At 44.9% G+C, this 25,646-nt stretch carries 29 protein-coding genes and 3 tRNA genes; 24 read left to right on the plus strand and 8 right to left on the minus strand.

Going from position 1 to position 25,646, the window contains the following annotated elements; genetic code table 11:
- Positions 1-26: 26 nt before the first annotated feature.
- The gene (gene ctaE, locus PHILAsVB114_RS03065; RefSeq protein WP_095697934.1) at positions 27-650 is read right to left on the minus strand and encodes an aa3-type cytochrome oxidase subunit III; all 624 of its coding nucleotides are present in this window, start codon (positions 648-650) and stop codon (positions 27-29) included.
- Positions 651-791: 141 nt separating this feature from the next.
- Between ctaE and PHILAsVB114_RS03070 the strand changes: the two genes are divergently transcribed.
- The 3 genes from PHILAsVB114_RS03070 to PHILAsVB114_RS03080 are packed head-to-tail and all read left to right on the plus strand — an operon-like array spanning position 792 to position 3,087.
- The gene (locus tag PHILAsVB114_RS03070; RefSeq protein ID WP_095697935.1) at positions 792-1,232 is read left to right on the plus strand and encodes a response regulator transcription factor; all 441 of its coding nucleotides are present in this window, start codon (positions 792-794) and stop codon (positions 1,230-1,232) included.
- 21 nt (positions 1,233-1,253) lie between these two features.
- Positions 1,254-2,297, plus strand: a complete 1,044-nt coding sequence (gene trpD, locus PHILAsVB114_RS03075) for an anthranilate phosphoribosyltransferase (protein ID WP_095697936.1) — start codon at positions 1,254-1,256, stop codon at positions 2,295-2,297.
- 22 nt (positions 2,298-2,319) lie between these two features.
- The gene (locus tag PHILAsVB114_RS03080) at positions 2,320-3,087 is read left to right on the plus strand and encodes an alpha/beta hydrolase (RefSeq protein WP_095697937.1); all 768 of its coding nucleotides are present in this window, start codon (positions 2,320-2,322) and stop codon (positions 3,085-3,087) included.
- Here the strand turns inward: PHILAsVB114_RS03080 and PHILAsVB114_RS03085 are convergent.
- Positions 3,062-3,613, minus strand: a complete 552-nt coding sequence (locus tag PHILAsVB114_RS03085) for a DUF4287 domain-containing protein (RefSeq protein WP_204246836.1) — start codon at positions 3,611-3,613, stop codon at positions 3,062-3,064. The genes PHILAsVB114_RS03080 and PHILAsVB114_RS03085 overlap by 26 nt on opposite strands.
- A gap of 31 nt (positions 3,614-3,644) precedes the next feature.
- On the opposite strand from PHILAsVB114_RS03085, the gene PHILAsVB114_RS03090 reads away from it, so the two are divergent.
- From PHILAsVB114_RS03090 to PHILAsVB114_RS03100, 3 genes are read left to right on the plus strand one after another with little or no spacing between them, the layout of a single operon-like run.
- Entirely contained in the window at positions 3,645-3,968 is a 324-nt protein-coding gene (locus tag PHILAsVB114_RS03090) for a DMT family transporter (protein WP_095697938.1), read from the plus strand.
- On the plus strand, positions 3,969-4,592 hold the full coding sequence (locus PHILAsVB114_RS03095) for an FMN-binding negative transcriptional regulator (protein ID WP_095697939.1): 624 nt from the start codon (positions 3,969-3,971) through the stop codon (positions 4,590-4,592).
- A complete protein-coding gene (locus PHILAsVB114_RS03100) occupies positions 4,589-5,119 on the plus strand; it encodes a tetratricopeptide repeat protein (protein ID WP_095697940.1) in 531 nt (176 codons plus the stop codon). Before PHILAsVB114_RS03095 ends, PHILAsVB114_RS03100 begins: the two co-directional genes overlap by 4 nt.
- A gap of 14 nt (positions 5,120-5,133) precedes the next feature.
- On the opposite strand, the gene PHILAsVB114_RS03105 is transcribed toward PHILAsVB114_RS03100, so the two are convergent.
- The 4 genes from PHILAsVB114_RS03105 to PHILAsVB114_RS03120 all read right to left on the minus strand — a co-directional run bounded on the left by PHILAsVB114_RS03105 (position 5,134) and on the right by PHILAsVB114_RS03120 (position 5,840).
- Positions 5,134-5,205: transfer RNA gene (locus tag PHILAsVB114_RS03105), tRNA-Val, on the minus strand.
- Positions 5,206-5,233: 28 nt separating this feature from the next.
- Positions 5,234-5,581 carry a phosphomannose isomerase type II C-terminal cupin domain gene (locus tag PHILAsVB114_RS03110; RefSeq protein WP_095697941.1) on the minus strand — a complete coding sequence of 116 codons (348 nt, stop codon included), beginning with the start codon at positions 5,579-5,581 and terminating at the stop codon, positions 5,234-5,236.
- A gap of 49 nt (positions 5,582-5,630) precedes the next feature.
- Positions 5,631-5,704: transfer RNA gene (locus tag PHILAsVB114_RS03115), tRNA-Cys, on the minus strand.
- Between the two features lie 63 nt (positions 5,705-5,767).
- Positions 5,768-5,840 (minus strand) — tRNA-Gly (locus PHILAsVB114_RS03120).
- 72 nt (positions 5,841-5,912) lie between these two features.
- On the opposite strand from PHILAsVB114_RS03120, the gene PHILAsVB114_RS03125 reads away from it, so the two are divergent.
- Genes PHILAsVB114_RS03125 through PHILAsVB114_RS03140 form a run of 4 tightly spaced genes read left to right on the plus strand, consistent with a single transcriptional unit; the run spans position 5,913 to position 10,203 of the window.
- Positions 5,913-6,908 carry a chorismate-binding protein gene (locus tag PHILAsVB114_RS03125; protein ID WP_204246837.1) on the plus strand — a complete coding sequence of 332 codons (996 nt, stop codon included), beginning with the start codon at positions 5,913-5,915 and terminating at the stop codon, positions 6,906-6,908.
- A complete protein-coding gene (locus PHILAsVB114_RS03130; protein ID WP_095697942.1) occupies positions 6,905-7,672 on the plus strand; it encodes an aminotransferase class IV in 768 nt (255 codons plus the stop codon). The genes PHILAsVB114_RS03125 and PHILAsVB114_RS03130 overlap by 4 nt, the downstream gene beginning before the upstream one ends.
- A gap of 4 nt (positions 7,673-7,676) precedes the next feature.
- Complete coding sequence (gene thrS / locus PHILAsVB114_RS03135) at positions 7,677-9,665, plus strand: threonine--tRNA ligase (RefSeq protein WP_095697943.1); 1,989 nt, start codon at positions 7,677-7,679, stop codon at positions 9,663-9,665.
- Positions 9,666-9,669: 4 nt separating this feature from the next.
- A complete protein-coding gene (locus PHILAsVB114_RS03140) occupies positions 9,670-10,203 on the plus strand; it encodes an HIT family protein (RefSeq protein ID WP_095697944.1) in 534 nt (177 codons plus the stop codon).
- Here the strand turns inward: PHILAsVB114_RS03140 and PHILAsVB114_RS03145 are convergent.
- Positions 10,193-10,777 (minus strand): hypothetical protein, encoded by a 585-nt coding sequence (locus tag PHILAsVB114_RS03145; RefSeq protein ID WP_095697945.1) that lies wholly within the window; start codon positions 10,775-10,777, stop codon positions 10,193-10,195. The two genes, PHILAsVB114_RS03140 and PHILAsVB114_RS03145, sit on opposite strands and share 11 nt — an antisense overlap.
- Before the next feature lie 24 nt (positions 10,778-10,801).
- On the opposite strand from PHILAsVB114_RS03145, the gene pgsA reads away from it, so the two are divergent.
- The 14 genes from pgsA to PHILAsVB114_RS03215 all read left to right on the plus strand — a co-directional run bounded on the left by pgsA (position 10,802) and on the right by PHILAsVB114_RS03215 (position 24,312).
- The gene (gene pgsA / locus PHILAsVB114_RS03150; RefSeq protein ID WP_095697946.1) at positions 10,802-11,395 is read left to right on the plus strand and encodes a phosphatidylinositol phosphate synthase; all 594 of its coding nucleotides are present in this window, start codon (positions 10,802-10,804) and stop codon (positions 11,393-11,395) included.
- A 1-nt stretch (position 11,396) separates the two neighbouring features.
- Positions 11,397-12,281: a phosphatidylinositol mannoside acyltransferase gene (locus PHILAsVB114_RS03155; protein ID WP_095697947.1), complete on the plus strand. Its 885-nt coding sequence runs from the start codon at positions 11,397-11,399 to the stop codon at positions 12,279-12,281.
- Positions 12,281-13,468 (plus strand): glycosyltransferase family 4 protein, encoded by a 1,188-nt coding sequence (locus tag PHILAsVB114_RS03160; protein WP_095697948.1) that lies wholly within the window; start codon positions 12,281-12,283, stop codon positions 13,466-13,468. The genes PHILAsVB114_RS03155 and PHILAsVB114_RS03160 overlap by 1 nt, the downstream gene beginning before the upstream one ends.
- Positions 13,469-13,972 carry a LemA family protein gene (locus PHILAsVB114_RS03165; protein ID WP_095697949.1) on the plus strand — a complete coding sequence of 168 codons (504 nt, stop codon included), beginning with the start codon at positions 13,469-13,471 and terminating at the stop codon, positions 13,970-13,972.
- Complete coding sequence (locus PHILAsVB114_RS03170) at positions 13,962-14,993, plus strand: DUF3048 domain-containing protein (protein ID WP_095697950.1); 1,032 nt, start codon at positions 13,962-13,964, stop codon at positions 14,991-14,993. Before PHILAsVB114_RS03165 ends, PHILAsVB114_RS03170 begins: the two co-directional genes overlap by 11 nt.
- A gap of 31 nt (positions 14,994-15,024) precedes the next feature.
- Positions 15,025-15,912, plus strand: coding sequence for a pyridoxal 5'-phosphate synthase lyase subunit PdxS (gene pdxS / locus PHILAsVB114_RS03175; RefSeq protein ID WP_095697951.1), 888 nt, complete (start codon positions 15,025-15,027; stop codon positions 15,910-15,912).
- 8 nt (positions 15,913-15,920) lie between these two features.
- Entirely contained in the window at positions 15,921-16,511 is a 591-nt protein-coding gene (gene pdxT, locus PHILAsVB114_RS03180) for a pyridoxal 5'-phosphate synthase glutaminase subunit PdxT (RefSeq protein ID WP_095698661.1), read from the plus strand.
- Between the two features lie 62 nt (positions 16,512-16,573).
- Positions 16,574-17,326, plus strand: a complete 753-nt coding sequence (locus PHILAsVB114_RS03185; RefSeq protein ID WP_095697952.1) for a YebC/PmpR family DNA-binding transcriptional regulator — start codon at positions 16,574-16,576, stop codon at positions 17,324-17,326.
- 30 nt (positions 17,327-17,356) lie between these two features.
- On the plus strand, positions 17,357-17,890 hold the full coding sequence (ruvC, locus tag PHILAsVB114_RS03190; RefSeq protein ID WP_095697953.1) for a crossover junction endodeoxyribonuclease RuvC: 534 nt from the start codon (positions 17,357-17,359) through the stop codon (positions 17,888-17,890).
- The gene (ruvA, locus tag PHILAsVB114_RS03195) at positions 17,887-18,486 is read left to right on the plus strand and encodes a Holliday junction branch migration protein RuvA (RefSeq protein ID WP_095697954.1); all 600 of its coding nucleotides are present in this window, start codon (positions 17,887-17,889) and stop codon (positions 18,484-18,486) included. The genes ruvC and ruvA overlap by 4 nt, the downstream gene beginning before the upstream one ends.
- The gene (ruvB, locus tag PHILAsVB114_RS03200) at positions 18,483-19,535 is read left to right on the plus strand and encodes a Holliday junction branch migration DNA helicase RuvB (RefSeq protein WP_095697955.1); all 1,053 of its coding nucleotides are present in this window, start codon (positions 18,483-18,485) and stop codon (positions 19,533-19,535) included. The genes ruvA and ruvB overlap by 4 nt, the downstream gene beginning before the upstream one ends.
- An 11-nt stretch (positions 19,536-19,546) precedes the next feature.
- Positions 19,547-21,070, plus strand: coding sequence for a protein translocase subunit SecD (gene secD / locus PHILAsVB114_RS03205; protein WP_095697956.1), 1,524 nt, complete (start codon positions 19,547-19,549; stop codon positions 21,068-21,070).
- A 3-nt stretch (positions 21,071-21,073) separates the two neighbouring features.
- Positions 21,074-22,132 (plus strand): protein translocase subunit SecF, encoded by a 1,059-nt coding sequence (gene secF / locus PHILAsVB114_RS03210; RefSeq protein WP_095697957.1) that lies wholly within the window; start codon positions 21,074-21,076, stop codon positions 22,130-22,132.
- A gap of 17 nt (positions 22,133-22,149) precedes the next feature.
- Positions 22,150-24,312 (plus strand): RelA/SpoT family protein, encoded by a 2,163-nt coding sequence (locus tag PHILAsVB114_RS03215; protein ID WP_095697958.1) that lies wholly within the window; start codon positions 22,150-22,152, stop codon positions 24,310-24,312.
- Here the strand turns inward: PHILAsVB114_RS03215 and PHILAsVB114_RS03220 are convergent.
- Complete coding sequence (locus tag PHILAsVB114_RS03220) at positions 24,309-25,616, minus strand: DUF349 domain-containing protein (RefSeq protein WP_095697959.1); 1,308 nt, start codon at positions 25,614-25,616, stop codon at positions 24,309-24,311. The genes PHILAsVB114_RS03215 and PHILAsVB114_RS03220 overlap by 4 nt on opposite strands.
- Positions 25,617-25,646: the final 30 nt, after the last annotated feature.

The raw sequence follows: 25,646 nt of genomic DNA on the forward strand, positions 1-25,646 counted from the left end.
ATATGTCATCCCTTGTTATCTATAAATTATTTAATTAGGTAAATCGCCGCGAATAGTGCAATCCATACAACATCTACAAAGTGCCAGTAATAAGAAACGACAATCGCAGTTGTGGCTTGAGAGTGAGTAAATCTGCGCGCCTTAGCGACTCGAATCAGAACAATAAGAAATGCAATGAGTCCACCAGTTACGTGTAAACCGTGAAAGCCTGTAGCAATATAGAAAATTGAACCATAAGCAGTTGAGGACAGAGTTAAGTTCTCTGATACAAGTACTGCGTATTCATAGACTTGACCGGCGATAAAGAATGCCCCCATAAGGAAGGTCAGCGAGAACCATTCGCGCATTCCCCATGTGCTTATCTGAAAGAAAGATCCTGTTCGCTTATTTTGAAATCGTTCTGCGGCAAAGACACCGAATTGGCATGTCACCGATGAGAGAACTAAAACAGTTGTATTAATCGCGGCGAACGGAATGCTGAGTAGCTCAGAGGATTGCAGCCAAATCTCTGGACCTTGCACTGCTCGTGTTGTGAAATAAATTGCAAATAATCCTGCAAAGAACATCAACTCACTTGAGAGCCAAACGATTGTTCCGACAGCTACAAGGTTAGGCCGTGTGATTTTGTGGGCTGTTGCGGCAGTGGACATGAGGATGATTATTCCTGCAAAGCCCTCGGACTTCCACCGCTGAGGACCTAGTTGCCCGAGGCATTTTTGCCCTTTCTAGGTGAAACGGGTCACTACAAATTCTTGCTCTAAAAAAGGGGCCCAAGACAATAAGATACGAGTATGGGTTCAACAGCAGCAGAGTCGCAAAAAAAGAAGCAGATCGCTATCTATTCCGATGATAGTTCCGTCCGCGCTTCCATCGTTCTGGCTTTAGGAAATCGTATTGCTGATGATTTACCAGAACACGAAATTCACGAATTTGCCACAGGTGCCGCCCTTCGCCAGTACATCGATCGCAAATCTCAAGATGGCACTTTTAAAATCGATCTTTTTATACTCGACGGTGAAGCAGCCCCTGAAGGCGGTCTTGGCGTTGCTCGACAACTCAAAGATGAAGTTTTTAACTGCCCTCCAGTCTTAGCAATTACTGGTCGCAAAGAAGATGCATGGCTTGCTGCTTGGTCAAAAGCTGAAGCATCTGTGATTCATCCAATCGATCCATTTACTCTTGCTCGTACCGTCGCAGATTTATTGCGCACTGGTTCACTTACTTCGGCTTAAATTCCTTAGATAACCCCGCTCATGAATCAGAGTTGGAAATCATCCGTTTCAGCACTTGAGTCTGGGTTGGATTTATCAATCACAGATGCGCAGTGGTTCATGCGCGAAATTCTTCAAGGTCGAGCAGAAAGCACAGACCTTTCCGCATTCTTATTGGCTTTAAAAAATAAAGGCGAAACATCAGATGAAGTGGGTGCCTTCGTATCTGAAATGTTTAATCACAGCGCACCAATAAAAGTTACGGAACGAGCAGTCGACACTGTCGGTACCGGCGGCGATGGCGCCCACACCATCAATATTTCAACTACGGCAGCGATAATCGCCGCGGCTGCTGGGGCGCGTGTGGTCAAACACGGCAATAGAGCATCATCTTCCAAATCAGGGGCTGCAGATTTATTGGAAGCCCTGGGCGTCAATATTTCACTAGACGGAAGTGGCGTTGAAAAAACGGTGCAGCAACTGGGAATTGGTTTTTGTTTTGCACAAAAATTTCACCCAGCGATGAAAAATGCGGCGGCGGTGCGTAAAGAGTTAGGCGTTCCAACAGTTTTTAATATTTTGGGACCACTTGCCAATCCCGCAAAACCCCAAGCCGCCGCAATTGGTGTGGCTAATGAACGAATGCACCTGGTGATGGCTCAAGTATTGGGTGATCGCGGTGTTGATGGATTCGTTTTTCGCGGCGATGATGGGTTAGATGAAATTACTTTGGCGACCACAACATCTGTTCTATCAATTGGTGGTGGCACTATTGAAAGTCAACGAATAGAACCAGCAGATTTTGGTTTATCTTCAGCGCCAATTTCAGCACTCGTCGGTGGAGACTCACAAGAAAATGCTCGCATTACACGCGCCATTTTTAACGGCGAACTTGGTGCACCGCGTGACGCAGTTTTACTCAACGCAGCAGCAGCAATTGCAGCATTTGAAGGAGATATTTCGGCAGATATTCACACACGAATTTCAGCTGGACTTAAACGAGCAATAGATGCCGTTGATTCTGGAAAAGCCACGCAATTGTTAAGCAACTGGGCAACACTGACACAAAACCTAGCCACGAATTAATCTGGCGCGTACTCTTTAATCCATGGGAACAGAGGGCGCACCAGCAGGTTATTTGCAGGATTTTTCTGCGATGGGAAATGGCGCAACAAAAGAAGTTGGAATTCTTTTGGTTCACGGATTTACCGGTTCCCCTTCGTCCATGCGTCCATGGGCAGAATTTATGCATCAACAGGGTTACACCGTGCGTGTTCCCCTTTTGCCAGGGCACGGCACAAAGCCAGAGGATTTGAATCAAGTCAAATGGCAGGAGTGGCCGCGCAAAGTTGAGAGTGAATTACGAGAACTTCAAAAAACCTGCACCAAAATATTCGTTTTCGGTTTATCAATGGGTGGGGGATTAACTCTTTATACAACCCAACATCATCGAGAAAAAATCGATGGAATTGTTCTTGTAAATCCAATGATTCATATTCCACTGGTCACTCCGACTGTGGCAAAGATATTTTCTAAATTCAAGAAAATGCGTTCAGCAGTCGGCAATGACATCAAGCGCAAAAACGTTACAGAATATGCCTATGACGCCAACCCGATAGTTGGCATCTATGAACTCACGAAAATGCTCAAAATTACCCGTGAAAATTTGAGCAAGGTGAGCATCCCGACGCTTTTGTTTCATAGCACCGATGACCACGTTCTGCCGGTTTCTAATACAGAGATCATTCTCAAGGGGATTAGCTCAAAGGATAAAGAGCGCGTGGAACTGACAAACAGCTATCACGTTGCCACGCTAGATCACGATATGGAAATAATCTTTGAAAAATCTCTTACTTTTGTGCAAGCACGTTCTTAACCATTTTTACTAATATTTTTTCATCAACTTTCCAATCATTGGCCACAGCCACAGTCTTTTTATTGACCTTGTAATCCTTGAGATCAGAAGCCATTTTCTTAAGTACTTCGGAGTTAAAAGGCGCTATCAAAATGTGATTTTTTGCAACCGATGCGCCAAAGACGTATTGAGTACCCTTTCGCATCATTGGCTGATTCCAGGCAATTACTAATTCAAGATCTGGAAACTTTGTAGTCAGGATTCGAAAAACCCTCCGAAGTGTTTTGGCTTGTATTGGATCGATGGACTTATAGAAATCACTGGGTGTTTCAAATTTTCTAGTTGTTGTTGATCCACGAGAGAACATAACTAATGCGTTGGCGTGCGCCTGGGAGAATCCATAGTTTTCACGAAGATGTGCGATTTGGGCTGGATATTTTTCATCCTTAATGGCAGCCATAACCTTGAACCAATACTTCATTGGTTCGCCGTATTTCTTCTCAATAAGAGGGAAGTGCGCTTCGCGACTTGGGTCTTTAGTAGGCACGGCTCAATATTAGTCGAGATACGATTAAGCCATGACGTGGTTCTTGTTGGCGATTGCGATTTTGGCAGAGATTGTTGGCACGTTATTGCTCAAGCGAAGTGATGGTTTTACAAAACTCTGGCCATCTATCGGTGTTCTTCTTGGCTACCTCACAGCATTTGCGCTCCTGTCTCAATCACTCAAGAAAATAGATGTTGGAATTACCTATGCAATTTGGTCTGGCTTTGGAATTATCGGAGCAGCTGTTGGAGGAATGATTTTCTTTGATCAGCAGTTGACCAGACTGAACTTAATTGGCATGACAATCATTATTGCTGGGGTTGTAATCATGAATCTCGGGGGAGTAAGTCACTAAATGTATATCCCGCGCCATTTCTCAGTTGAAGACCCAGTTGCGCAAGAATTTCTGGCAAACCTTAAGAGCGGGCACTTAGTCACCAACACGGCACAGGGGATGCTCTCAACAATGATTCCCGTAACTTTTGATAAAGCGGATCGTTCAGTTATCGGACACGTTGCCCGTGGAAACTCTCAGTGGTCTGAAAAAACCAACCAAGAGGCACTCTTTATAAGCGCTCCTGTTGATTCATACATTTCGCCAAGTTGGTATGCATCAAAGCAAGAGCACGGCAAAGTAGTTCCAACCTGGGATTACATGTTGGCCCATGTGTATGGCGACTTAATCATTCATGATGATGTTGATTGGTTGCGCATAGCTGTTTCAAATCTCACGGATTCTTTTGAAGCAGGCAGAGCCAAGCCATGGAAGTTAGATGATGCCCCTGAGGATTATGTGGCTGGTCAATTACGGGCGATCGTTGGGGTTGAAATAAAAGTTGCCCGCCTTGAAGTTTCATTTAAAATGAGTCAGAACAAAACAATAGCAGATCTAGATGGTGTCATCGATGGCCTGCGAGCAGATAATCGTGAAGATGCTGCAAGCAAAGTAGAGGATCTAAGACCGAGAGGGAAACTATGAAAAAACTGACTATCGCATTTCTAGTGTTACCAATTGCTTTGCTTTCGATGCCAAGTCTTAATGCAGCTGACACGGGCGGCGGTGGTGGTGGAACAACGATGAATACTCCAACTGCGACACCGACACCAACTCCAACTCCAACTGCGACACCGACTACTGCGGCCGTGACCAAGAATCTGGCAACAGAATTAGCATCAATTAGAAAAATGATTGATGATAAGAATTTTGCTGCAGCTCTATCGGCTCTAAAAATTGCCGATCAGGAATTTGCCAATAATGCAGATATCAATAATCTTCTCGGATTTAGTTCACGAAAACTCAAGCAATATAAGCCAGCTGGCGTTTATTATGCAAAGGCTTTAAAAATCAATCCGAAACATTTAGGGGCACTTGAATATCAGGGTGAATTATTTGTAGAAACCAAGAAGATAGCTGATGCCAAGAAGAATCTTGCAAAATTGAAGAGTCTATGCGGCGTCACATGTGAAGAGTATTTGGATCTGAAGAAGGTCATAGGTAAGAAGTAATACTCAACTAATTGTGGACGATACTGGGATCGAACCAGTGACCCCCACAATGTCAATGTGGTGCTCTACCGCTGAGCCAATCGTCCTAGGTGGTTGAACTATACAACAGCTAATTTAGCGACCGAAATCGTCCTCGATACGCTCAATATCATCTTCGCCAAAGTATGTGCCGGTTTGAACTTCAATGAAGATAACTTCATTGCTTCCAATGTTTGCTATTCGGTGAAGTTGGCCGATGCCAATAGAAATTGTGTCACCGGATGAAAGTTGTGAAACTTTTCCTTCAAGTGTTACTTCGGCGCTTCCTTGGACTATGAACCAATGTTCGGCGCGTTTTTGATGGCGTTGATATGACAAGCGCTTTCCAGGTTGAACATAGATGCACTTAGTTTTATGAATTGCACTTTCTTGCAAGATTTCATAGCGACCCCAAGGTCGTTGTGATTGATCATGTGAACTCATTGTTAGATTCTTTCAGTTATGGACGTGAAAGGACATACTTCTTAAACAATGGAGGTGGAAACGGGATTTGAACCCGTGTAGAGGGATTTGCAGTCCCTTGCCTCGCCTCTCGGCCATTCCACCATAGAAAGACCGCCACTTTTTATCTATTACATGAGTAAAGATATGTAAGTGGCGGTGAATCAGAGCGGACGACCGGGTTCGAACCGGCGACCTGAACCTTGGCAAGGTTCCGCGCTACCAACTGCGCTACGTCCGCGTATTGCAGGGCAAAATCTATCGCATGTGCGCGCAAGAGCCAAAGCGAGGTGGCAACGACTAAGTTGTCCGCATGAACGCAGGGGTTGAACCGATCTTTTGGATGGGTAATCGTTTTGCAACGGGTTTGCAGCGAGTTACCAATGACCCTAGAGAAATAACCAAAGATGGTTTTTGGGCTGTTTCGATTTCTTTTGAAGGCCAATGGACATGTGCCAAATTCGAACACGTTGTTGAATCAGAGTTTCCACGCGCGCAATCCGAGTTTGTTTCTTCGAAGTTTGCCTCATCGATGGATCGCGATGCATACATTTCTTATGTCCAAGCAATTCAAGAAGATATATCTAATGGATGGGTTTATCAGGTAAATGCTTGTCGAATACTGAGTGCAACTATTTCGAAGGATTTTTCTCTTGCAGGTTTATTTGGATCTATTTTGCAAAACAACCCGGCACCGCACGCCAGTTATCTGCGAATTCCAGGTGTTGAAATCGCATCGGCTTCCCCAGAACTCTTCCTCAAACGACGAGGCAGCACAGTTACTTCATCTCCGATCAAAGGCACTCGCCCAACAGGTGGTGCAGATTTTGGAAGTAAGGACACAGCTGAGAACGTAATGATCGTGGATTTAATTAGAAATGATTTAGGACAGATTTGTAAAGATGGATCTATTGATGTTCCTCGATTGTTAGGCGTAGAACATCATCCAGGAATTGATCATTTGGTTTCTGATGTGACAGGAGAACTAAAAGATAATTTATCGTGGAGTGAAATTATCGAACCATTACTCGCTCCTGGATCAGTCAGCGGTGCACCTAAATCCTCTGCTGTGAAGATAATTGCGAAACACGAGAAGGAGCGTGGAATTTACTGTGGTGCAATTGGGTGGATACAAGGTGATGCGTGTGATTTAGCCGTTGCAATCAGAACTTTTTGGAAGGAATCCGAGACTTTAAAATTTGGCACTGGCGCTGGAATAACATGGGCAAGTGATGCGGCATCTGAATGGGAAGAGACGCAGTTGAAGGCAGAGCGACTGATCAAGATTGCTTCAGGTGAGATCTCATGAAAATTTGGCTAAATGACTGCGTTGTTGACTCCAGTGGAGTTGATCTCGCTGGCGATAATTGGCCAGATGGTTTCGGAGTATTTGAAACGATTAAAACCGTTGGTTCAGTTCCGTATGCGCTCAATCGTCATATGAGACGCGCACTCGACGCGGGCACGCGTGTGGGCGTTGAGTTACCGGGTGAAGATCGAGTGCGCACAGCAATTGATCAATTGTTGGCAGAAGTGAAATATCCAATTGGCCGCTTGCGATTACTCTTTAAGCAAGACGGCACCTTTATAGCAACGCATGATTCATATGTTGAGTTAACTCATAATTTAAAGCTTTGCACGTATTCAGCACATGTCGATATCAAAGGTGTTCCCGCAAAAACTTTTCCATATACGTCGCGTTTGGAGATCTTGGCTGCAGCAAAGCAACAGGGATGCGATGAAGCGATAGTGATAAATAGCAATCATGAAGTATGCGAAGGCGCAGTTTCTAATCTGATGTTTTTCACAGATGGAATGTGGATTACTCCGCCAATTGTTCAAGGCGTATTGCCTGGGGTAATGCGTGCGTTAATTGTTGAAAATTTGCCGGTAAGGGTGCGAAAGATAGACACCAATGATCTCTCGCATGTCCAGGCCGCCATGGTGATTTCAAGTTTAAAACTTGCAGCACCTGTTGCAAGCATTGATGGGCGAGTGATGCCAGATTTAGAAGTTAGTCAATTATTTGCGCAACAAATCCGAGAAATGGCCATACGGACTTCGGTAGGCTAGGGGTATGTCCGAGCTCTCAATCATCGTTGATGGCGTTGCCGTCAACGTTGCGGCAGATCAAAAACCAACTCATATTTTTGCTGAGCGCAAAGATGTAGTTGTGTGCAAAATAAATGGTGAACTCAAAGATCTTTGGACCGACATTGTTTCCGGAGATGTCATTGATTCTGTATCGATTTCATCGCCCGAAGGATTAGCAGTGCTTCGCCATTCAGCTGCTCACGTGATGGCACAAGCGGTCCAGAGTGTTTTTGAAGGAACTCGATTAGGAATTGGGCCACCAATTACAGATGGTTTTTACTACGACTTTGATCCAGAACGTCCATTTAACCCAGATGATTTTGAAAAAATCGAATCTGCAATGCGCAAGATTGTTAAAGATGGTCAAAGATTTAAGCGACGCGTTACAACAGAAAAAGATGCTCTCAAGGAACTCGCTCACGAGCCGTATAAGTGCGAACTTATTGGTTTGAAATCTGGCGCCGGCGATGAGGCAAGTGTTGAAGTGGGTGGGGCTGAACTAACTATTTATGACAATTTAGGTCGCGATGGGCAAGCGGTGTGGAGTGATTTATGTCGAGGCCCACACCTGCCATCTACAAAACATATTCCTGCATTTAAGTTGATGAGAAGCGCTGCCGCATATTGGCGTGGTTCTGAAAAAAATCCAATGCTGCAAAGAATTTATGGCACAGCATGGCCTACCCAGGATGAATTAAATGCTCACCTTGAATTATTAGCAGAGGCTGAAAAACGCGATCACCGTCGACTCGGAAATGAACTAGATCTATTTTCATTCCCAGAAGAAATTGGTTCCGGCTTAGCTGTATTTCATCCTAAGGGCGGCATTGTGCGCCGTGCGATGGAAGATTATTCGCGCATTCGCCATGAGGAAGAAGGCTATGAATTCGTTTATTCACCGCACTTAACAAAAGCTGCCCTCTTTGAAACTTCTGGTCACTTGGATTGGTATTCAGAAGGAATGTATCCACCAATGATTTTGGATGAAGAACACCATCCGGATGGAACGGTTAAAAAGGCTGGACAGCAGTACTACATGAAACCTATGAATTGCCCTTTCCATAATTTGATTTTCCGCGCACGGGGACGTTCTTATCGCGAATTACCACTTCGTTTATTTGAATTTGGAACTGTCTATCGCTACGAAAAATCGGGCGTGATGCATGGCTTAACCCGTGCTCGCGGCTTCACTCAAGATGATGCGCATATTTATTGCACAAAAGAGCAGATGCCTGCAGAGCTCGATTCTTTATTAACTTTCGTACTTAATTTATTGCGCGATTACGGCCTCAACGATTTTTATCTCGAACTATCTACTCGCAATCCAGAGAAATCTGTGGGCGAAGATAAAGATTGGGCTGAGGCGACTGAAGCGCTTCGTAAAGCCGCCGAAGCACAAAAATTAGAGTTAGTACTTGATGAAGGTGGCGCAGCATTTTATGGACCAAAGATTTCCGTGCAAGCAAAAGATGCCATTGGGCGCACATGGCAGATGTCAACGATCCAAGTTGATTTTCAATTGCCACAACGATTTGAACTCGAATACTCAGCAGCAGATGGAACACGTCAGCGCCCTGTAATGATTCACCGTGCACTCTTTGGTTCTATTGAACGATTCTTCGGCGTTTTAACAGAGCATTACTCTGGCGCATTTCCACCATGGCTTGCTCCTTTACAAGCAGTTGGAATTCCAGTGGCCGATGCATTCGCGGATTACTTAACCGATGTAATGATGCAGATGAAGAAAGCTGGCATTCGCGCCGAACTCGATGCATCCGATGATCGCATGCAGAAAAAAGTTCGAAATGCACAAATGCAGAAGGTTCCTTTTATGGTTATTGCCGGAGAAGAAGATCAAAAAGCTGGCGCAGTTTCATTTAGATATAGAAATGGCGAACAGAAAAATGGTATTCCTATTGCCGATGCGATCAAAGAGATTAAAGACGCGGTAGCAAAGCGAATACAGGTTTAATTTCATGCATTTAGAAGGTGGAGCAGGAATTCCTGATGCATGGTCGCGTTTGTGGGCCCCGCACCGCATGGATTATTTAAAAGGTGAAAACAGGCCACTTGAAGGAAATAGCGTTGCATGTCCTTTCTGCACAATTGCCTCGCTAAGTGATGAAGAAGGATTAATTGTTCATCGTGGTAAAACTGCCTACGTTGTCATGAATTTATATCCCTATAACGCGGGCCACTTACTCATTTGTGCTTATCGCCACGTTGCTGATTTAACTGATTTAACGGAAATCGAACGAAACGAAATTACATTCTTAAGCGCGCAGGCAATGAAAACCTTGCGCAAGGTTTCAAACGCTGCCGGTTTTAATCTTGGAATGAATCAAGGGGCGCTATCGGGCGCTGGAGTCGCAGAACATATTCACCAACACGTTGTTCCTCGTTGGGGAGGCGATGCCAACTTCATGCCAATAATTGGTCAAACAAAAGTCTTGCCACAGTTATTGGCTCAAACACGTAGCGACTTAGCTGCAGGATGGGTTAAGGATTAATCTCAGCTAGATATTGCTTAACAATATCAACACCAAGGTTTTTTTCTATCCACACCGGAATTGCAGGGAAAAGCAATCCAGCCGCGAATGATCCTTCACCCATTACAGCCATGTGAGATCTATATTCTTCAACAAATTCACTTACTAAAGTTTTATGTTCGGCTTCGCTTGGAATGACTGTATGAGGATTACTGGTGTAATCAGTAATGTCCTGTGTCTCTAAACTAATAAGCGCGCAGGGCGCACCGGCATCATCATGTAATACTAAATAGGGCGTAACAATCTGATCGAAGAGTCGATTTGCGAGCAGAACTGCGTCATCAAAATCTGCTTCACCGCTTTCTAAGTTGGTAACAACTATTAATCGCGGAGTCTGAAACTCATCTAGAGCCACCCAATTTGATACGGTTTTTTCATCAACTCCGGTGTTTGGATTAATGACAAATATCGCTACCTCTTCAGATCCTTCGGCATCGGTGTTGTAGGTAGCGCCAAAGAGGTCGGCCACGGATTCTGGCTGTGCGCTTGGATGCCCGTACACGCTGATGCGTAGTTCGGAACTATGAGTTGGCACGGGCTTAAGCCTAATATGTACCTAATGATTAGCGAAGTTTTAAAACCTGCGGTCACGCGAATTATTTCTCCGGTGGCCCGATTCTTCCTACGAATCGGATTAACACCTAATGCAGTCACTGCAATTGGAGCTATAAGCGTTGTAATCAGCGCGCTCTACTTCTTTCCTCAAGGAGAGTTTTTTGTCGGAACGCTAGTTATTACTTTTTTCATGCTCAGCGATCTTTTTGATGGAGCGATGGCTCGGATTAGTTCACAAGGCGCGAGCAAATGGGGCGCTTTTTTGGATTCAACAGTAGACAGAATTTCTGATTCAGCAGTTCTCTGTGGCGTGGCAATTTATTTAATCCGAGAAGATGATCAACTTTCAATCATTTATTTAGTGTGCCTTGTCACCGGAATGCTCATTCCATACATTCGAGCAAAAGCTGAGAGCATGAATATCGCATGTAGTGGCGGCATAGCCGAACGCACAGAAAGAGCAATCATTGTTTTAGTTGGTACAGGATTTCATGGTTTAGGAGTGCCATACGCACTTTCGATGAGTGCATGGTTGCTTGCAATACTTGGTGTAGTTACAACATTTCAGCGATTAATTATTGTAAAACGCGCGATTTAATATGAAAGAAAGTCTCATCGGCTGGGTATATATCTTCGCATGGAAAATATTGCGTGCCTTGCCCGAATCAACGGCATATTCACTCTTTGATCAAGGCGCACGATTTTTAGTAAAGCGAAATCCAAAGAGCGTTGCGCGCTTGCGAAGTAACTTGGCCCGCGTAAAGCCAGAAGCTACAGAATCCGAGATGCAGGCACTTCTTCAAGACGCCATGTCTTCATATATGCGGTATTGGTGTGACACTTTCAGATTTCCAAATTGGAGTAAGGAACGTATAAATTCCACAGTAACTGTGACACGAGAAAACTTACTACTAGATGCAATCACAAGTGGACGTGGAGTTATCGTCTCGCTACCTCACGCTGGAAACTGGGATCACGCTGGTGCATATTTTTGCCTTAAAGGAATACATCTTGTAACTGTTGCCGAACGGCTTAAACCTGAAAGATTATTTCTTGAATTTCTTCGTTACAGACAAGCAATGGGTATGGAAGTACTTGCACTTGATTCCAGGTCAATTGTCACGTTGGCACAAAGGTTAAGAGAGGGACATCTCGTAGCCCTCGTTTCAGACCGGGATCTTTCAAAATCTGGAGTCGATGTTAACTTCTTTGGACACCCTGCTCGCATGCCCGCAGGTCCTGCCGTATTAGCAATAAAGACGGGCGCGATTCTTGTGACAGCTTTTGTAAATTACACAGAGCGTGGAATTCATATTACTTTTGATGAAATCAAAGTTCCGAGCGAAGGAACTCAAGAAGAAAAAGTTTCAATCATTGTTCAAAAATCAGCCGATAATTTTGCACACGGTATTAGTAAATATCCGCAGGACTGGCACATGCTTCAAAGAATTTGGATCGATGAAGATTTTAAGGAGCGAATGTAATGCTTACTCGTTCGCTCAAAATAGGCATTGTTTGTCCATATGGCTGGGATACACCAGGTGGCGTGCAAAATCACGTGCGAGATTTGGCTGAGTACTTAATTGCTGCGGGCCATGACATTTCAGTGTTGGCACCAGTGATTGATGAATCCAAAATTCCTAGTTATGTAACTAGTGCTGGTAAGCCGATTGCAATTCCATATAACGGGGCTGTCGCGCGAGTTCTTTTTGGACCAATTGCCTTTGCGCGAGTTCGCCAATGGATAGCACAAGGAAATTTTGACATTCTTCATTTACACGAGCCGGCCATTCCTTCAATTTCATTGCTGGCGTGCTGGGCTGCAGAAGGACCAATGGTGGGAACTTTTCATGCTGCAGCCAAGAGACAAAAAGCAATATTTGCAATTGGCCCGATTTTGGAACCAGTTATTGAAAAACTATCTGCGCGTATTGCTGTTAGCGAAGCAGCTCGTGCCACTCTTACTGAACACCTTGAAACTGACGCAGTTGTTATTCCTAATGGAATTTACGCCGATCGATATAGAGATGGTGTTGCACAAGGGCAGTGGCAGAGGAATACCTTGGGTTTCATTGGCCGATTTGAAGAACCTCGCAAAGGGCTTTCGGTTTTAGTAGATGCCCTGCCAATTATTTCTAGATTCGCACCAGATGTTCGAGTATTTGTGGCAGGACCTGGTGACACCAAAGATGTTATCGAATCCATTGATCCGCAGCTGCGTTCTCGTTTTACTTTTCTAGGAAAGATCTCCGAACAAGATAAGGCTAATTTTCTGGCTTCAATTTCACTTTATATCGCACCAAACACCGGGGGAGAGTCGTTCGGAATTATTTTGGCGGAAGCCCTAGCAGGAGGCGCCACAGTTGTTGCAAGTGACATTCCAGCATTTGACTCACTCTTAAATCATGGAGAGTTCGGTGAATTATTTGAATCCGAAAGCTCTACAGATTTGGCCAAACGAGTCATTGATTTATTGCGAGATGATGAACGTAGGATCGCACTAGGTAAGGCAGGCAAAAAACACGCCCAACAATTTGATTGGAAAGTTGTTGCAGATCAAATTTTTTCAATCTATGAAATGTCACTAGTAAGTGGTGAAAAAGTTCGCCTTACATCAGAAAACCGAGCGTGGAGTAGATTTATTGGACGAGATCAACGAGGGGATGCATAAATGAAAACCTTTGTGATCATAGGAATTTTCTTACTGGTATTCATTTGGTATTTAACCTTTTTAGCAACGCGTTTAGACCGATTACATCATCGAGTTGAAACTAGTTGGGCCAATCTAGATGGCTTATTGCAACGTCGGGCAGCCATTGCACTTGAAATCACACGTAGTGAAATTGCAGATCCCGCATCGGCAATGCTCTTAACCGCTGCTGCTTATCAAGCACGTGAGGCAAGTATTGAAAATAGATCTGCCGCTGAAAGCGGACTATCAGGCGCCCTTGGGCTTTTATTAGCAGATGGTCAAAGCAGCCAAAGGCCTGCAGAAATAGTTTTGCTCCGAGAGTTATCTGAGTTAACAGATAAAGTTAGAATTGCGATTGCGTTACACGTTGATGCAGTGGCTAGAACGCATTTGGTGCGTAGCAAAGCAATTGTTCGAATATTTCGCCTAGCCGGCACAGCGCCGCTACCAATTACCTATGAGTTTGAAACTGATGTTCTCTAAAACACGATCCTTATTTGTTTTTGCGGCTTACGCTGCAGTCTTAAGCACGGCCGGTTGCGCTTCCATCTCACAGAGTGTTTCTGAATTGATTTCAGATCCAGTTCAAACCAATGTGCTCAGTGGTCGAGAAGGAGAGAATGGTCCGGTACTTGTAGTCAAAATTGATGACACAGCAAATGCTCGTCCTCAGGTTGGCTTGGAGTTCGCAGATGTTGTTTACATCGAACAAGTAGAAGGTGGCCTCACAAGATTGGCAGCAGTGTTTTCATCGAATATCCCAGCACGGATCGGTCCTGTGCGCAGTGCGCGTATTAGCGATATCGATCTGCTTGCGCAGTACGGTCATGTGGCATTTGGATACAGTGGGGCTCAACAAAAATTACTTCCAGTAATCGCTTCTGCAAAGCTCTCTGATGTTGGTGCGATGAAGCGCGGTCCTACTTATTATGAAACAGATCCGAACCGAATTCAGCCCTATGCCATGTTTCTGAATGCACGAACGTTGATGGCAAATGAAGTAAGCAAAGCCACCGTGATTGATCCAGCCAGAAACGTTGGGTGGAATTTTTCAGATGAATTGGAAAATGAGGGTTTTGAAATCACCGATGTAACAATGCATTGGCCCGCTCAGAAATATTCTGCCCGCTGGGATAGTGTGAGCAGCCGATGGTTATTAAGTGTTAATTCACTTCCTGATCTTTCAGATTCTGGAAAAAACCTAGGTCCAACAACTTTAGTAATTCAACTAGTTTCCATTACCCCTTCTGAGTACGGAGATAAGTTCGGCGGAAATACACCGTTGTCACAAACAGTAGGAACAGGAAAGGCATACGTTTTGCGCGATGGCACTGTGATTCAAGCAACATGGAATCGCCCAGATGTTTTATCGCCAACAACGTGGACAGATGCAACTGGGGCAGAAGTAAAGTTCGCACCGGGACAAGTGTGGGTAGCCCTTACCGATAAAGAGCCAGATTTCACGCGCAAACCTGCCAGCGCGCCAACTCCAACTTCAAAGTAGTATTAGGCCCCTATCCATACAGGGAGTTGTAATGGCACAGGAAAGCGGAACATCACGCGTTAAACGCGGTATGGCAGAGATGCTTAAGGGCGGCGTCATCATGGACGTTGTCAATGTTGAACAAGCAAAAATTGCCGAAGATGCTGGCGCTGTGGCTGTTATGGCACTTGAAAGAGTTCCGGCAGATATTCGCGCACAAGGTGGAGTAGCGCGTATGTCAGATCCCGACATGATTGCTGCGATTCAAGCAGCAGTGTCAATTCCTGTAATGGCTAAAGCTCGCATCGGACACTTTGTTGAAGCACAAATTCTTCAAAGCTTAGGTGTTGATTACATCGATGAATCTGAAGTTCTTACTCCAACTGATTACGCCAATCACATTAACAAGTGGGATTTCACTATTCCTTTTGTTTGTGGCGCAACAAATTTAGGTGAGGCACTTCGTCGTATCAATGAAGGTGCGGCGATGATTCGCTCTAAGGGCGAGGCTGGCACTGGCGATGTTTCAAATGCGATGACACACATGCGCCAAATAGGTGGAGAAATTCGTCGCCTAACTTCTATGCGAGAAGATGAACTCTATGTCGCTGCTAAAGAGATGCAGGCTCCATTTGATTTAGTGAAAGAAGTTGCTGCCAATGGAAAACTTCCAGTTGTGCTATTTACAGCAGGTGGCATTGCAACTCCAGCGGATGCGGCCCTGATGATGCAGATGGGCGCTGATGGCGTTTTCATCGGTTCAGGAATCTTCAAATCTGGAGATCCAAAACGACGTGCAGAAGCATGCGTAAAGGCAACTACTTTTTACAATGATCCTAAAGTTGTTGGAGACGCGTCACGCGGACTCGGTGAAGCAATGGTTGGAATTAACGTGGCAGATCTTCCAGCACCGCATCGCCTCTCTGAACGCGGTTGGTAGTAAAAAACTTGCACGTTGGCGTTTTAGCTTTACAAGGTGATTTTCGCGAACACTTAATGGCTTTAACGCAGTGCGCAGTTCAAGGCGTTGAGGTTAGAACTGCGGCGGAGTTAGAAAAAATCGACGCACTGATTATCCCGGGTGGGGAATCAACCACGATTGTTTCTCTTGCCAAAACATTTGCAATATTTGAACCAATTAAGAAGCGAATTGCAGCAGGCATGCCAACCTATGGTTCTTGTGCGGGAATGATTATGTTGGCAGATCACATTGTCGCTGCAAAAGAAGGACAAGAAACTTTTGGCGGAATTGATATAACTGTTCGCCGCAATGCTTTTGGTCGCCAAGTTGATTCATTTGAAAGCGATGTTTTAGCTCCTGCAATTTCTGCTTCCCCTATACGCGCAATATTTATTAGAGCGCCATGGGTTGAAAAAGTTGGCAAAAACGTCGAGGTCTTAGCGAGCATCGAGGGCGCCGACGGGGTGTCTCATCCAGTTGCTGTGCGTCAGGGACATTTATTGGCCACAGCTTTTCATCCTGAAATCACTGATGACTACAGCGTTCATAGGTATTTTCTCGAAAAAGTTTGCTCATAGAGATTGGTTCAGATTACGATAAAGTAAGGCACGCATAAACAATGTTTCAGGTGAGGTGTTAAATGTCCGGCCATTCCAAGTGGGCAACTACAAAGCATAAAAAGGCTGTCATCGATGGTCGTCGTGCTAAGAATTTTGCAAAGTTGATTAAAGCAATCGAAGTTGCCTCGCGTAATGGTGGACCAGACATGGATGGCAACCCAACACTTTTTGACGCTGTTGCAAAGGCAAAGAAGAATTCAATGCCGGCAGACAATATTGATCGTGCCATCAAACGTGGTGCTGGACTTGAATCTGGTGGCGCTGATTGGCAAACAATTATGTATGAAGGTTACGGACCACATGGTGTTGCAATCATGATTGAATGTTTATCAGATAACAGAAATCGCGCTGCATCTGAAGTCCGTGTTGCTGTTACACGCAATGGTGGCTCGATGGCAGATCCGGGTTCAGTGTCATATTTGTTCCACCGCAAAGGTTTGATCATTGTCAATAAAGCATCAGGGGCAACTGAAGAATCTATTCTTGAAGCAGTTCTAGAAGCCGGTGCCCAAGAGGTAAACGATAATGGCGATGCTTTTGAAATTGTGTGCGAAGCAAGTGATCTAGTCACAGCGCGCACTGCACTGCAAAGCGCTGGAATTGATTACGAATCTGCGGATTCTTCTTTCATCCCATCTATGACTATTGATTTAGATGGCGAATCAGCGACGAAAGTATTCGAACTAATTGATGCGATCGAAGAGCTAGACGATGTGCAAAATGTCTTCAGTAACGCTGATGTATCAGATGAAGTAATGGCGAGCCTGGCTTAATTGCTTCGCCCCACCTCTTAGGCTTGCGCCATGCGAGTTCTTGGAATCGACCCAGGTCTGACTAGATGTGGTGTCGGCATAGTCTCAGGTACTCCAGGATCTGCTCTGACATTGGATGGAGTCGGTGTGATCATGACTGCCACAGACATAGATTTAGATCTTCGCTTACTTGAATTGCACTCAGGCATTACCCAATGGGTTGAGAAGTATTCACCAGATGTCATGGCTGTGGAAAGAGTTTTCTCACAACATAATGTGCGTACTGTTATGGGCACAGCCCAAGCTGCCGGAATCGCGTTATTGGTTGCAGCACAACACGGTGTTCCAGTTTTTCTACACACACCGAGTGAAGTAAAAGCTGCAGTAACAGGTTCTGGCCGAGCAAATAAAGCACAAGTATCAGAAATGGTTAAACGTCTCTTGAATTTACAAGAAATTCCTAAGCCAGCAGATAGCGCTGATGCACTCGCACTTGCCATCTGTCATATCTGGCGCGGCTCTGCTGATTCAAAGATTAAAACAGCCCTTGCTGCCGAGAAGAAGCGATTAGCAGGTCTTCGATGATTGCAACACTTAGTGGCACAGTCAGATCACTTACTGCCGATAGAGCAATTATTGAAGTTGGGGGAGTAGGCATGAATGTTTTAATCAATGCACACACCAGCAATTCATTAACAGTTGGAGCACATGCAAATTTATTCACATCCCTTGTTGTGCGAGAAGATTCGCTGACTCTCTTTGGTTTTAGTGATGAAGCATCTCGAGTTCTCTTTGAATTGGTTCAAACGGTTTCAGGTATTGGTCCCAAAGTCGCGCTCTCCATTTTGGGAGCACTGACACCGTCGGAGTTAGCACAGGCGATAAATACCGAAAATATTTCTGCCATTGAGAAAGTCCCCGGAATTGGCAAAAAAGGTGCCCAGCGTTTAATCCTCGAGCTCAAATCAAAGATAAGTGATTTCGGACAAGGTTCATATACGAGATCACATCAACCCGTGTGGCGCGAACAATTAACGAGTGCGCTTATCTCTTTAGGATTTTCGGCCAAAGATTCCGATGATGCAATTAGCCTCGTTCTATCTGACATTTCGCAAGAAGAAATTGCACAAATGGAGTTAGGCGAATTGTTAAAACTTGCATTACAAAATGGTAAAAAATGACGCCTGATGACCGCTTAGTTACTCCGGCGCTTCGAAGCGATGATGGCGCTGCAGAAAATGCACTGCGCCCTAAAACTTTGAAAGATTTTATTGGCCAAGATCGCGTGCGCCAACAAATAGATGTATTACTCAGTGCTGCCAGAAAACGTGAAAGCGCCGCGGATCATATTTTGCTCTCTGGACCTCCTGGATTAGGAAAGACAACGCTTGCACTTATTTTGGCAAGTGAAATGAATACACCCATACGCGTTACGAGCGGGCCGGCAATTACGCATGCAGGTGAAATGGCAGCGATTCTTTCTTCCTTAGTAGAAGGTGAAATTCTCTTTCTGGATGAAATACATAGATTGCCTCGACCAGCAGAAGAGTTGTTATACCTTGCTATGGAGGACTTTCGGGTGGATGTAGTAGTTGGTAAGGGCCCAGGAGCAACTGCCATTCCGCTGCAACTCCCACGCTTTACATTAGTTGGTGCGACAACTCGAGCAGGATTATTACCAAGTCCACTGCGTGATCGATTTGGTTTTACAGCTCATCTTGATTTTTATGATGAAAAAGATTTATCAACAGTAATTACTAGAAGCGCAAAATTACTCGGCTTAATCATTGATGCAAAAGCAGTAGATGAAATAGCAGGGCGCTCTCGTGGCACCCCAAGAATTTCAAATAGATTGCTCCGTCGTGTTCGAGATTTTGCGCAGGTGCAGGGTGGAAATGTTCTTTCACATGCTCACGCAATGGCCGCCCTTGAAATGTATGAAGTTGATGAAAAAGGATTAGACAGACTAGATCGAGCAGTACTCACCGCATTAATTGAAAGATTTAATGGTGGACCTGTTGGGCTTTCTACTCTTGCCATCGCTGTTGGTGAAGAGAGTGAAACTGTTGAATCTGTCGCAGAACCATTTTTGGTCCGCAATGGCTTTATGGCACGAACATCTCGCGGAAGAATTGCAACAGCACAGGGATGGACCCATATTGGGCGCACTCCGCCTGCTGATTTAGCGGCAACTCCGGGCCTTTTCGACACACCAGATATTCACGCCTAGACTCTGCACTTATGTCTACAACGAATAAACCCGTAAAAACTTCTGCCCGTCCAGGGCGCACCTTGGTAGTCCTTGCCCTCGTCATGCTTGCTCTACTTGCAACAGTTCTAATCACTGGCGCAACAGCAGTTCGACTTGGTCTCGATCTTCGCGGAGGCACGAGTGTTACCTTGCAACCGCGCATTGCTCCAGGAGATGATGGCAAAGTTACAACGGAGGCAATCGATCAGGCTGTTTCAATTATTCGCCAACGTGTTAACTCATTAGGTGTTGCAGAAAGCGAAGTTGCTGCGCAAGGTAGCGGAACTAATCGCCAAATTATTATTTCAATTCCAGGAGATACTGGTCGTCGCGTTGTTGAATTAGTTGGTCAAACCGCAGAGTTGCGCTTTAGACAAGTATTAGCAACAGCGCCAGGGGCAGCATCTGCGGCTCCAGCAGATCCTGCAGCAACTCCTGCAGCCGCTGTCACGCCAGAATTAAATGCACAATTTGCGGCCCTTGATTGCACTAAGCCAGAAAATCTCCAAGGCACAGGTAGCGATAATGCAGATGGTGCAATTGTTGCCTGCGATAGAAATGGCGCCGCAAAATACATCTTGGATAAGGCTGAAGTATTAGGACGTCAAGTATCCAAGGCCACAGCCGGAATTGATCAACAAGGCGGTAACGCGTGGTTTGTATCTCTAGTTTTTAATGGTGAAGGAACTAAAGCATTTGGTGATATCACAGCGCGAGTAACTTCACTTCCTTCACCGCAAAATCAGGTAGCAATTGTTCTAGATGGATTAGTTGTTTCGGCTCCACGAATTAATGAAGCAATTCCCTCTGGCAATGCTCAAATTACTGGTTCCTTTACTCAACTAGAAGCACAAGATCTTGCCAACGTTTTAAAATACGGTGCATTGCCGCTGGCATTTGATCGTGGAGAAGTACAACAAGTCTCTCCGACTTTGGGAGCCGATCAATTAGATGCAGGTTTGTTGGCTGGTCTTTTAGGTTTCATCCTAATTTTCGTATATTCAGTTTTGTACTATCGCGGTTTAGGCCTTGTTTCCATTGGATCTCTAATGGTTGCAACCGCCCTCGTTTATCTTCTCTTTTTACTTCTTGGTAAGTGGATTGGATTCACACTTACTTTGGCTGGTATTGCAGGTGCCATTGTTGCTATTGGTATTACAGCTGACTCCTTCATCGTTTACTTCGAACGTATTCGAGATGAGATTCGTGATGGTCGATCTCTGCGTTCGGCGGTTGAAACTGGTTGGACTAAAGCGCGCCGAACCATTGTGGTTGCTGACTTCGTTTCAATTATTTCCGCTGTTCTCCTGTACCTATTTGCAGTAGGTGGCGTTCGTGGATTTGCCTTTACATTGGGGCTCACAACACTTGTCGATTTAATTGTTGTATTTGCCTTCACCAAACCATTGACGATGTTTTTAGCTAGGTTGAAATTCTTTAGTTCAGGCCATGCTCTATCTGGTGTTTCAGCAAAAAGCATCGGCAATGTATCTCTTGCCACAAAGGAGGCGTAAGTTATGTCTAAGTTTTCAGGATTAGGCGCTCGTTTGCATTCTGGTGAAACCTCAGTTGAATACATTGGAAAGCGTCGCCGCTGGTATGCAGTATCTGGCCTTTTGATTATTGCTTCAATTGCAGCACTTGCTTTGCAGGGATTGCATCTTGGAATTGAATTCAAAGGTGGATCTTCCTATACGGTAACTAAGGTTGGCGCTTCGATTGCTCAGGCAGAATCAGCCCTTGCAAGTGCTGGAATCACTGGCGAGAAAATCATTCAACAAGTTGGAAATGACAAAATCCGTGTGCAAACAGGTTCACTGTCAACCCAAGAATCAAATGCTGTTCAGGATTCATTAGCATCAGCATTTGGAGTGAGCGTTGATTCGATTGACACACAAATCATTGGACCTTCATGGGGTAAGGAAATTACTCGTAAAGCGTTATACGGCTTGGTTGGCTTCTTAATCGTTGTCATTCTTTATTTGGCAATGGCTTTTGAACCAAAAATGGCAATCGCGGCAATCGTGGCAGTTGTGCACGATGTTTTCATTACAGTGGGAATTTATGCACTTGTTGGCTTTGATGTTACGCCGGCGACGGTGATTGGGTTCTTAACCATTTTGGGCTATTCGCTCTATGACACAGTTGTTGTCTTCGATAGAGTCCGCGAAAATACTCGATCAATTACGTCCACTTCCAAAATGACGTATTCACAGGCTGCAAACTTAGCTATCAATCAGACAGTTGTGCGATCAGTTAATACAACTATCGTGGCACTACTACCTGTTGGCTCCATTCTTTTCGTCGGCGCTGGATTATTAGGTGCAGGAACGCTTAAGGATCTTTCTTTGGCACTCTTCATCGGCTTGGCAACCGGCGCATATTCCTCAATCTTTATTGCAACACCGTTATTAGCAGCAATGCGTGAGCGCGAACCTGCGATGCAGGCTCTAGCAAAGCGCGTGAATGCTCGTGGTGGATCGCCAGCGTTGGCAACAATCGGTGTTTCTGCAACAGAGAACAATGGCGAAAAACGTGGTCCTCGCAATCAACCAAAACGTAAAGGTCGCAAGTAACTTTATTTGCGTCCCAGATGGACACACTCCTACAACCATTGATCAGCTCCTTACAGGAGCATGATCCGAAGTCTGATGTTGCAAAGGTTGAAAAGGCTTTTGAAGTTGCAAAGAAAGCCCACCTAGGACAACTTCGTAAATCAGGTGATGAATACATAACTCACCCTGTTGCCGTAGCGCAGATTCTCTCTGAGTTAGGGCTCAATGATTCAACGATTATTGCGGCTTTACTACATGACACAGTTGAAGATACGCCTTATTCATTAACACAATTAAAAAGTGATTTTGGCGATGAAATTTCCTCTCTTGTCGATGGCGTGACAAAGTTAGATAAATTAAGTTACGGGCCAACTGCTGAAGCAGAGACTGTGCGCAAAATGGTAGTTGCGATGTCGCGAGATATCAGAGTTCTTGTCATCAAGTTGGCAGATCGACTTCACAATGCCCGAACATGGAAGTACGTAGATCCACAGAGCGCCGAACGTAAAGCTCGAGAGACCCTAGATATTTACGCCCCGCTTGCGCACAGATTGGGAATGAATGCAATTAAATGGGAGTTAGAAGATCTTTCATTTGCAGTTTTAGAGCCGAAAAAATTTGAGGAAATCTCGCGCTTGGTTGCAGAGCGCAGTCCTTCACGAGATGCCTTGACGGCTGAAGTAATCAAGGATGTAGAAGAGGATCTTGCTAAGGATTCTGTCGAAGCAACTGTTACTGGACGTAAGAAGCATTTCTTTAGCGTCTATCAAAAGATGGTTGTTCGTGGACGAGATTTTAATGATATTTATGATCTTGTTGGAATCAGAGTTCTAGTAAATGATGTTAAAGATTGTTATGCGGTACTTGGTTCTATCCACGCCCGTTGGTCACCAGTTCCCGGGCGATTCAAAGATTACATAGCTATGCCGAAATTTAATCTGTATCAATCACTTCATACAACGGTTATTGGTCCTGATGGAAAAGCAATTGAAATTCAGATCCGCACCTTTGAGATGCATTCACGCGCTGAATTCGGAATCGCTGCACACTGGAAATACAAGCACGGCACTGATACAAACTCTTCTTCTCCACAAATGCTCTGGCTGCGACAGCTACATGAATGGCAAAAAGAGACCGAAGACCCATCAGAATTTTTGGAAGCACTTAGATTCGATCTTGGGACTCCTGAAGTTTTCGTCTTCACACCAAAAGGAAGTGTTGTTGCTCTTCCAGGTGGTTCAACGCCTGTTGATTTTGCATATTCAGTACACACAGATGTGGGCAATAGATGTGCGGGTGCAAAGGTAAATGGACGCTTGATTCCACTAGATACTCGATTAAACAATGGCGATGTTGTTGAAGTAGTCACAAATAAGAGTGAGTCAGCTGCGCCATCTCGCGATTGGCTTAACTTTGTTAAGAGCCCACGCGCTCGATCAAAGATCAAAGCATGGTTTAGCAAAGAGCGTCGCGAAGAAGCAATTGAAGCGGGTCGCGAATCTATCGCGCGCCAAATGCGCAAAGCGGGATTGCCTCTACAAAAAATCTTTGCAGGTCATGCATTACTTGAACTTGCACACGAGTTGAGATACCCAGATATTTCTGCGTTGTATTCAGCCGTTGGCGATGGGCATGTGTCATCGGCTGCAATTATTGACAAGTTAGTTCAATTTATGGGAGTTGAAGATTCTCATCCTGAACCCACTATGGATTTCGTCCCTGGGGGAGCGCCAGTTGCTAAACGTTCAAGTAGCGCAATTAAGGTTGAAGGAATCGATGATGTTTTAGTAAAGCTTGCTCGCTGCTGCACTCCAGTTCCAGGAGACCCCATCATGGGATTCATTACGCGTGGAAGCGGAATTTCAGTGCATAGAGCCGATTGTGTTAACGCTGATGATTTACACACACATCAGAATGATCGAATTGTTGGGGTGAAATGGCTAGAAGGTGCCTCAAGTTTGTTCTTGGTAAACATTCAGGTTGAAGCACTCGATAGAGCGCGTTTACTTGCTGATGTGACTCGCACATTATCTGAACAGCAAGTAAATATTCTTAGCGCAGCGGTGAGCACCACCAAAGATCGCGTTGCAATCTCACGATTTACATTTGAAATGGCTGATGCCACTCATCTGGATGCGGTATTAAGCGCAGTTAGATCAATTGAGGGCGTGTACGACGTTTATCGAACAACAAATAATTAACTAAATTCAGCCAGGGACTTCTGTGCTTCATCCAGCCAGATTCGTCGTGCAGCGGCAGATTCCAAAGCCTCGGTTGCTTTTTTAGTATTACCAGCAGTCGTTGCTTTAGCCGCAATTTTCTCGTAATTATCGATTGCTCCTTGAAGTTGGGCAACAACTTCTGCAGCACGTGCTTTTGCAGCGGGATCTGTTTTGCGCCAAATTTCAGCTTCGGCTGATTTGATCGCTTCTTCTACGACACTGACGCGGGCATCGAGTGCGGCACGTTTATCGCGATTGGTCATTCCGATTTTCTCCCATGAGCGGGCGAGATCTCTAAATTTGTTTTTAGCATCTTTAACGTCGGTGAAAGGAAGAAGTGCTTCAATTTGAATAATGAGTTCTTCGCGTTTTGCCAAGTTTGTACCCATTGTTACTTCGCGCTTTTCTAAATCAGCGTTTTTCGCTTGGAAGAATTGATCTTGAGCTTTCTTAAATCGAGCCCATAACTTTGCATCATCAGATGGCTTGCCACGCCCGGCAGCTTTCCACTGATCCATGAGAGTTTTGAAAGCCTTGGCAGTTGGAACCCATTCAGTTGATGTAGCCAATGTTTCTGCCTGGGTGACTAAGTTTTTCTTGGCATCGGTAACAACAGAAGTTGTTGCCTCTAGGTTAGCAAAGTGAGTTCTGCGGCGCTTATCAAATTTATTGCGAGAAGCTGAAAAACGCTTCCACAAATCAGCATCAGTTTTCTTATCCAAACGAGGAGCTGATTTCCACTCTGTTAGCAATTCTTTGAGTCGATCTCCTGTGGTTTTCCAACTCTCAGATAGCGCGAGTGATTCTGCTTCAACGACGATTTTTTCTTTTTCAACTAAAACTTGAGCGCGCTTTGCAGATTTTTCAGCCTCTGCGGCCGCCTTCTTGGCTTCATAAGCACCACGATGACCTTCAATAAGTGGTTCAAGTTGTTCAACGGAAGCGGCAAGGGCTTCAAGATCTCCAACTGCATTTACTTCTTTGACTTGATCTCGTAGTTTTTTCACAGAGGCCATTGCATCGGAAGGAACCATTGCACCACTTGTAATGCGTGCGGCAAGAAGTACGATTTCTGATGCAACTGCTTCAAATTTTCTAACGAAGTAAGCGAGTGCTTCTTCCGCGCTTTTTCCGGGATATGAACCAACTGCTTTATCGCCAGCTGAAGTTTTAACGAAGACCGTTCCATCTGGTGCTACATAACCAAATTTTGCAGGATCACCAATGAGTGCAGATGCTGCAGATGATGGAATTGAAAGAGGAGTTGGAGTTAAGTCGGACATGGTCTTCCCTTCAGCGCGTTAATCGATTTC

The organism is Candidatus Planktophila limnetica (assembly GCF_002288365.1).
GTDB classification, from domain to species: Bacteria; Actinomycetota; Actinomycetes; order Nanopelagicales; family Nanopelagicaceae; genus Planktophila; species Planktophila limnetica.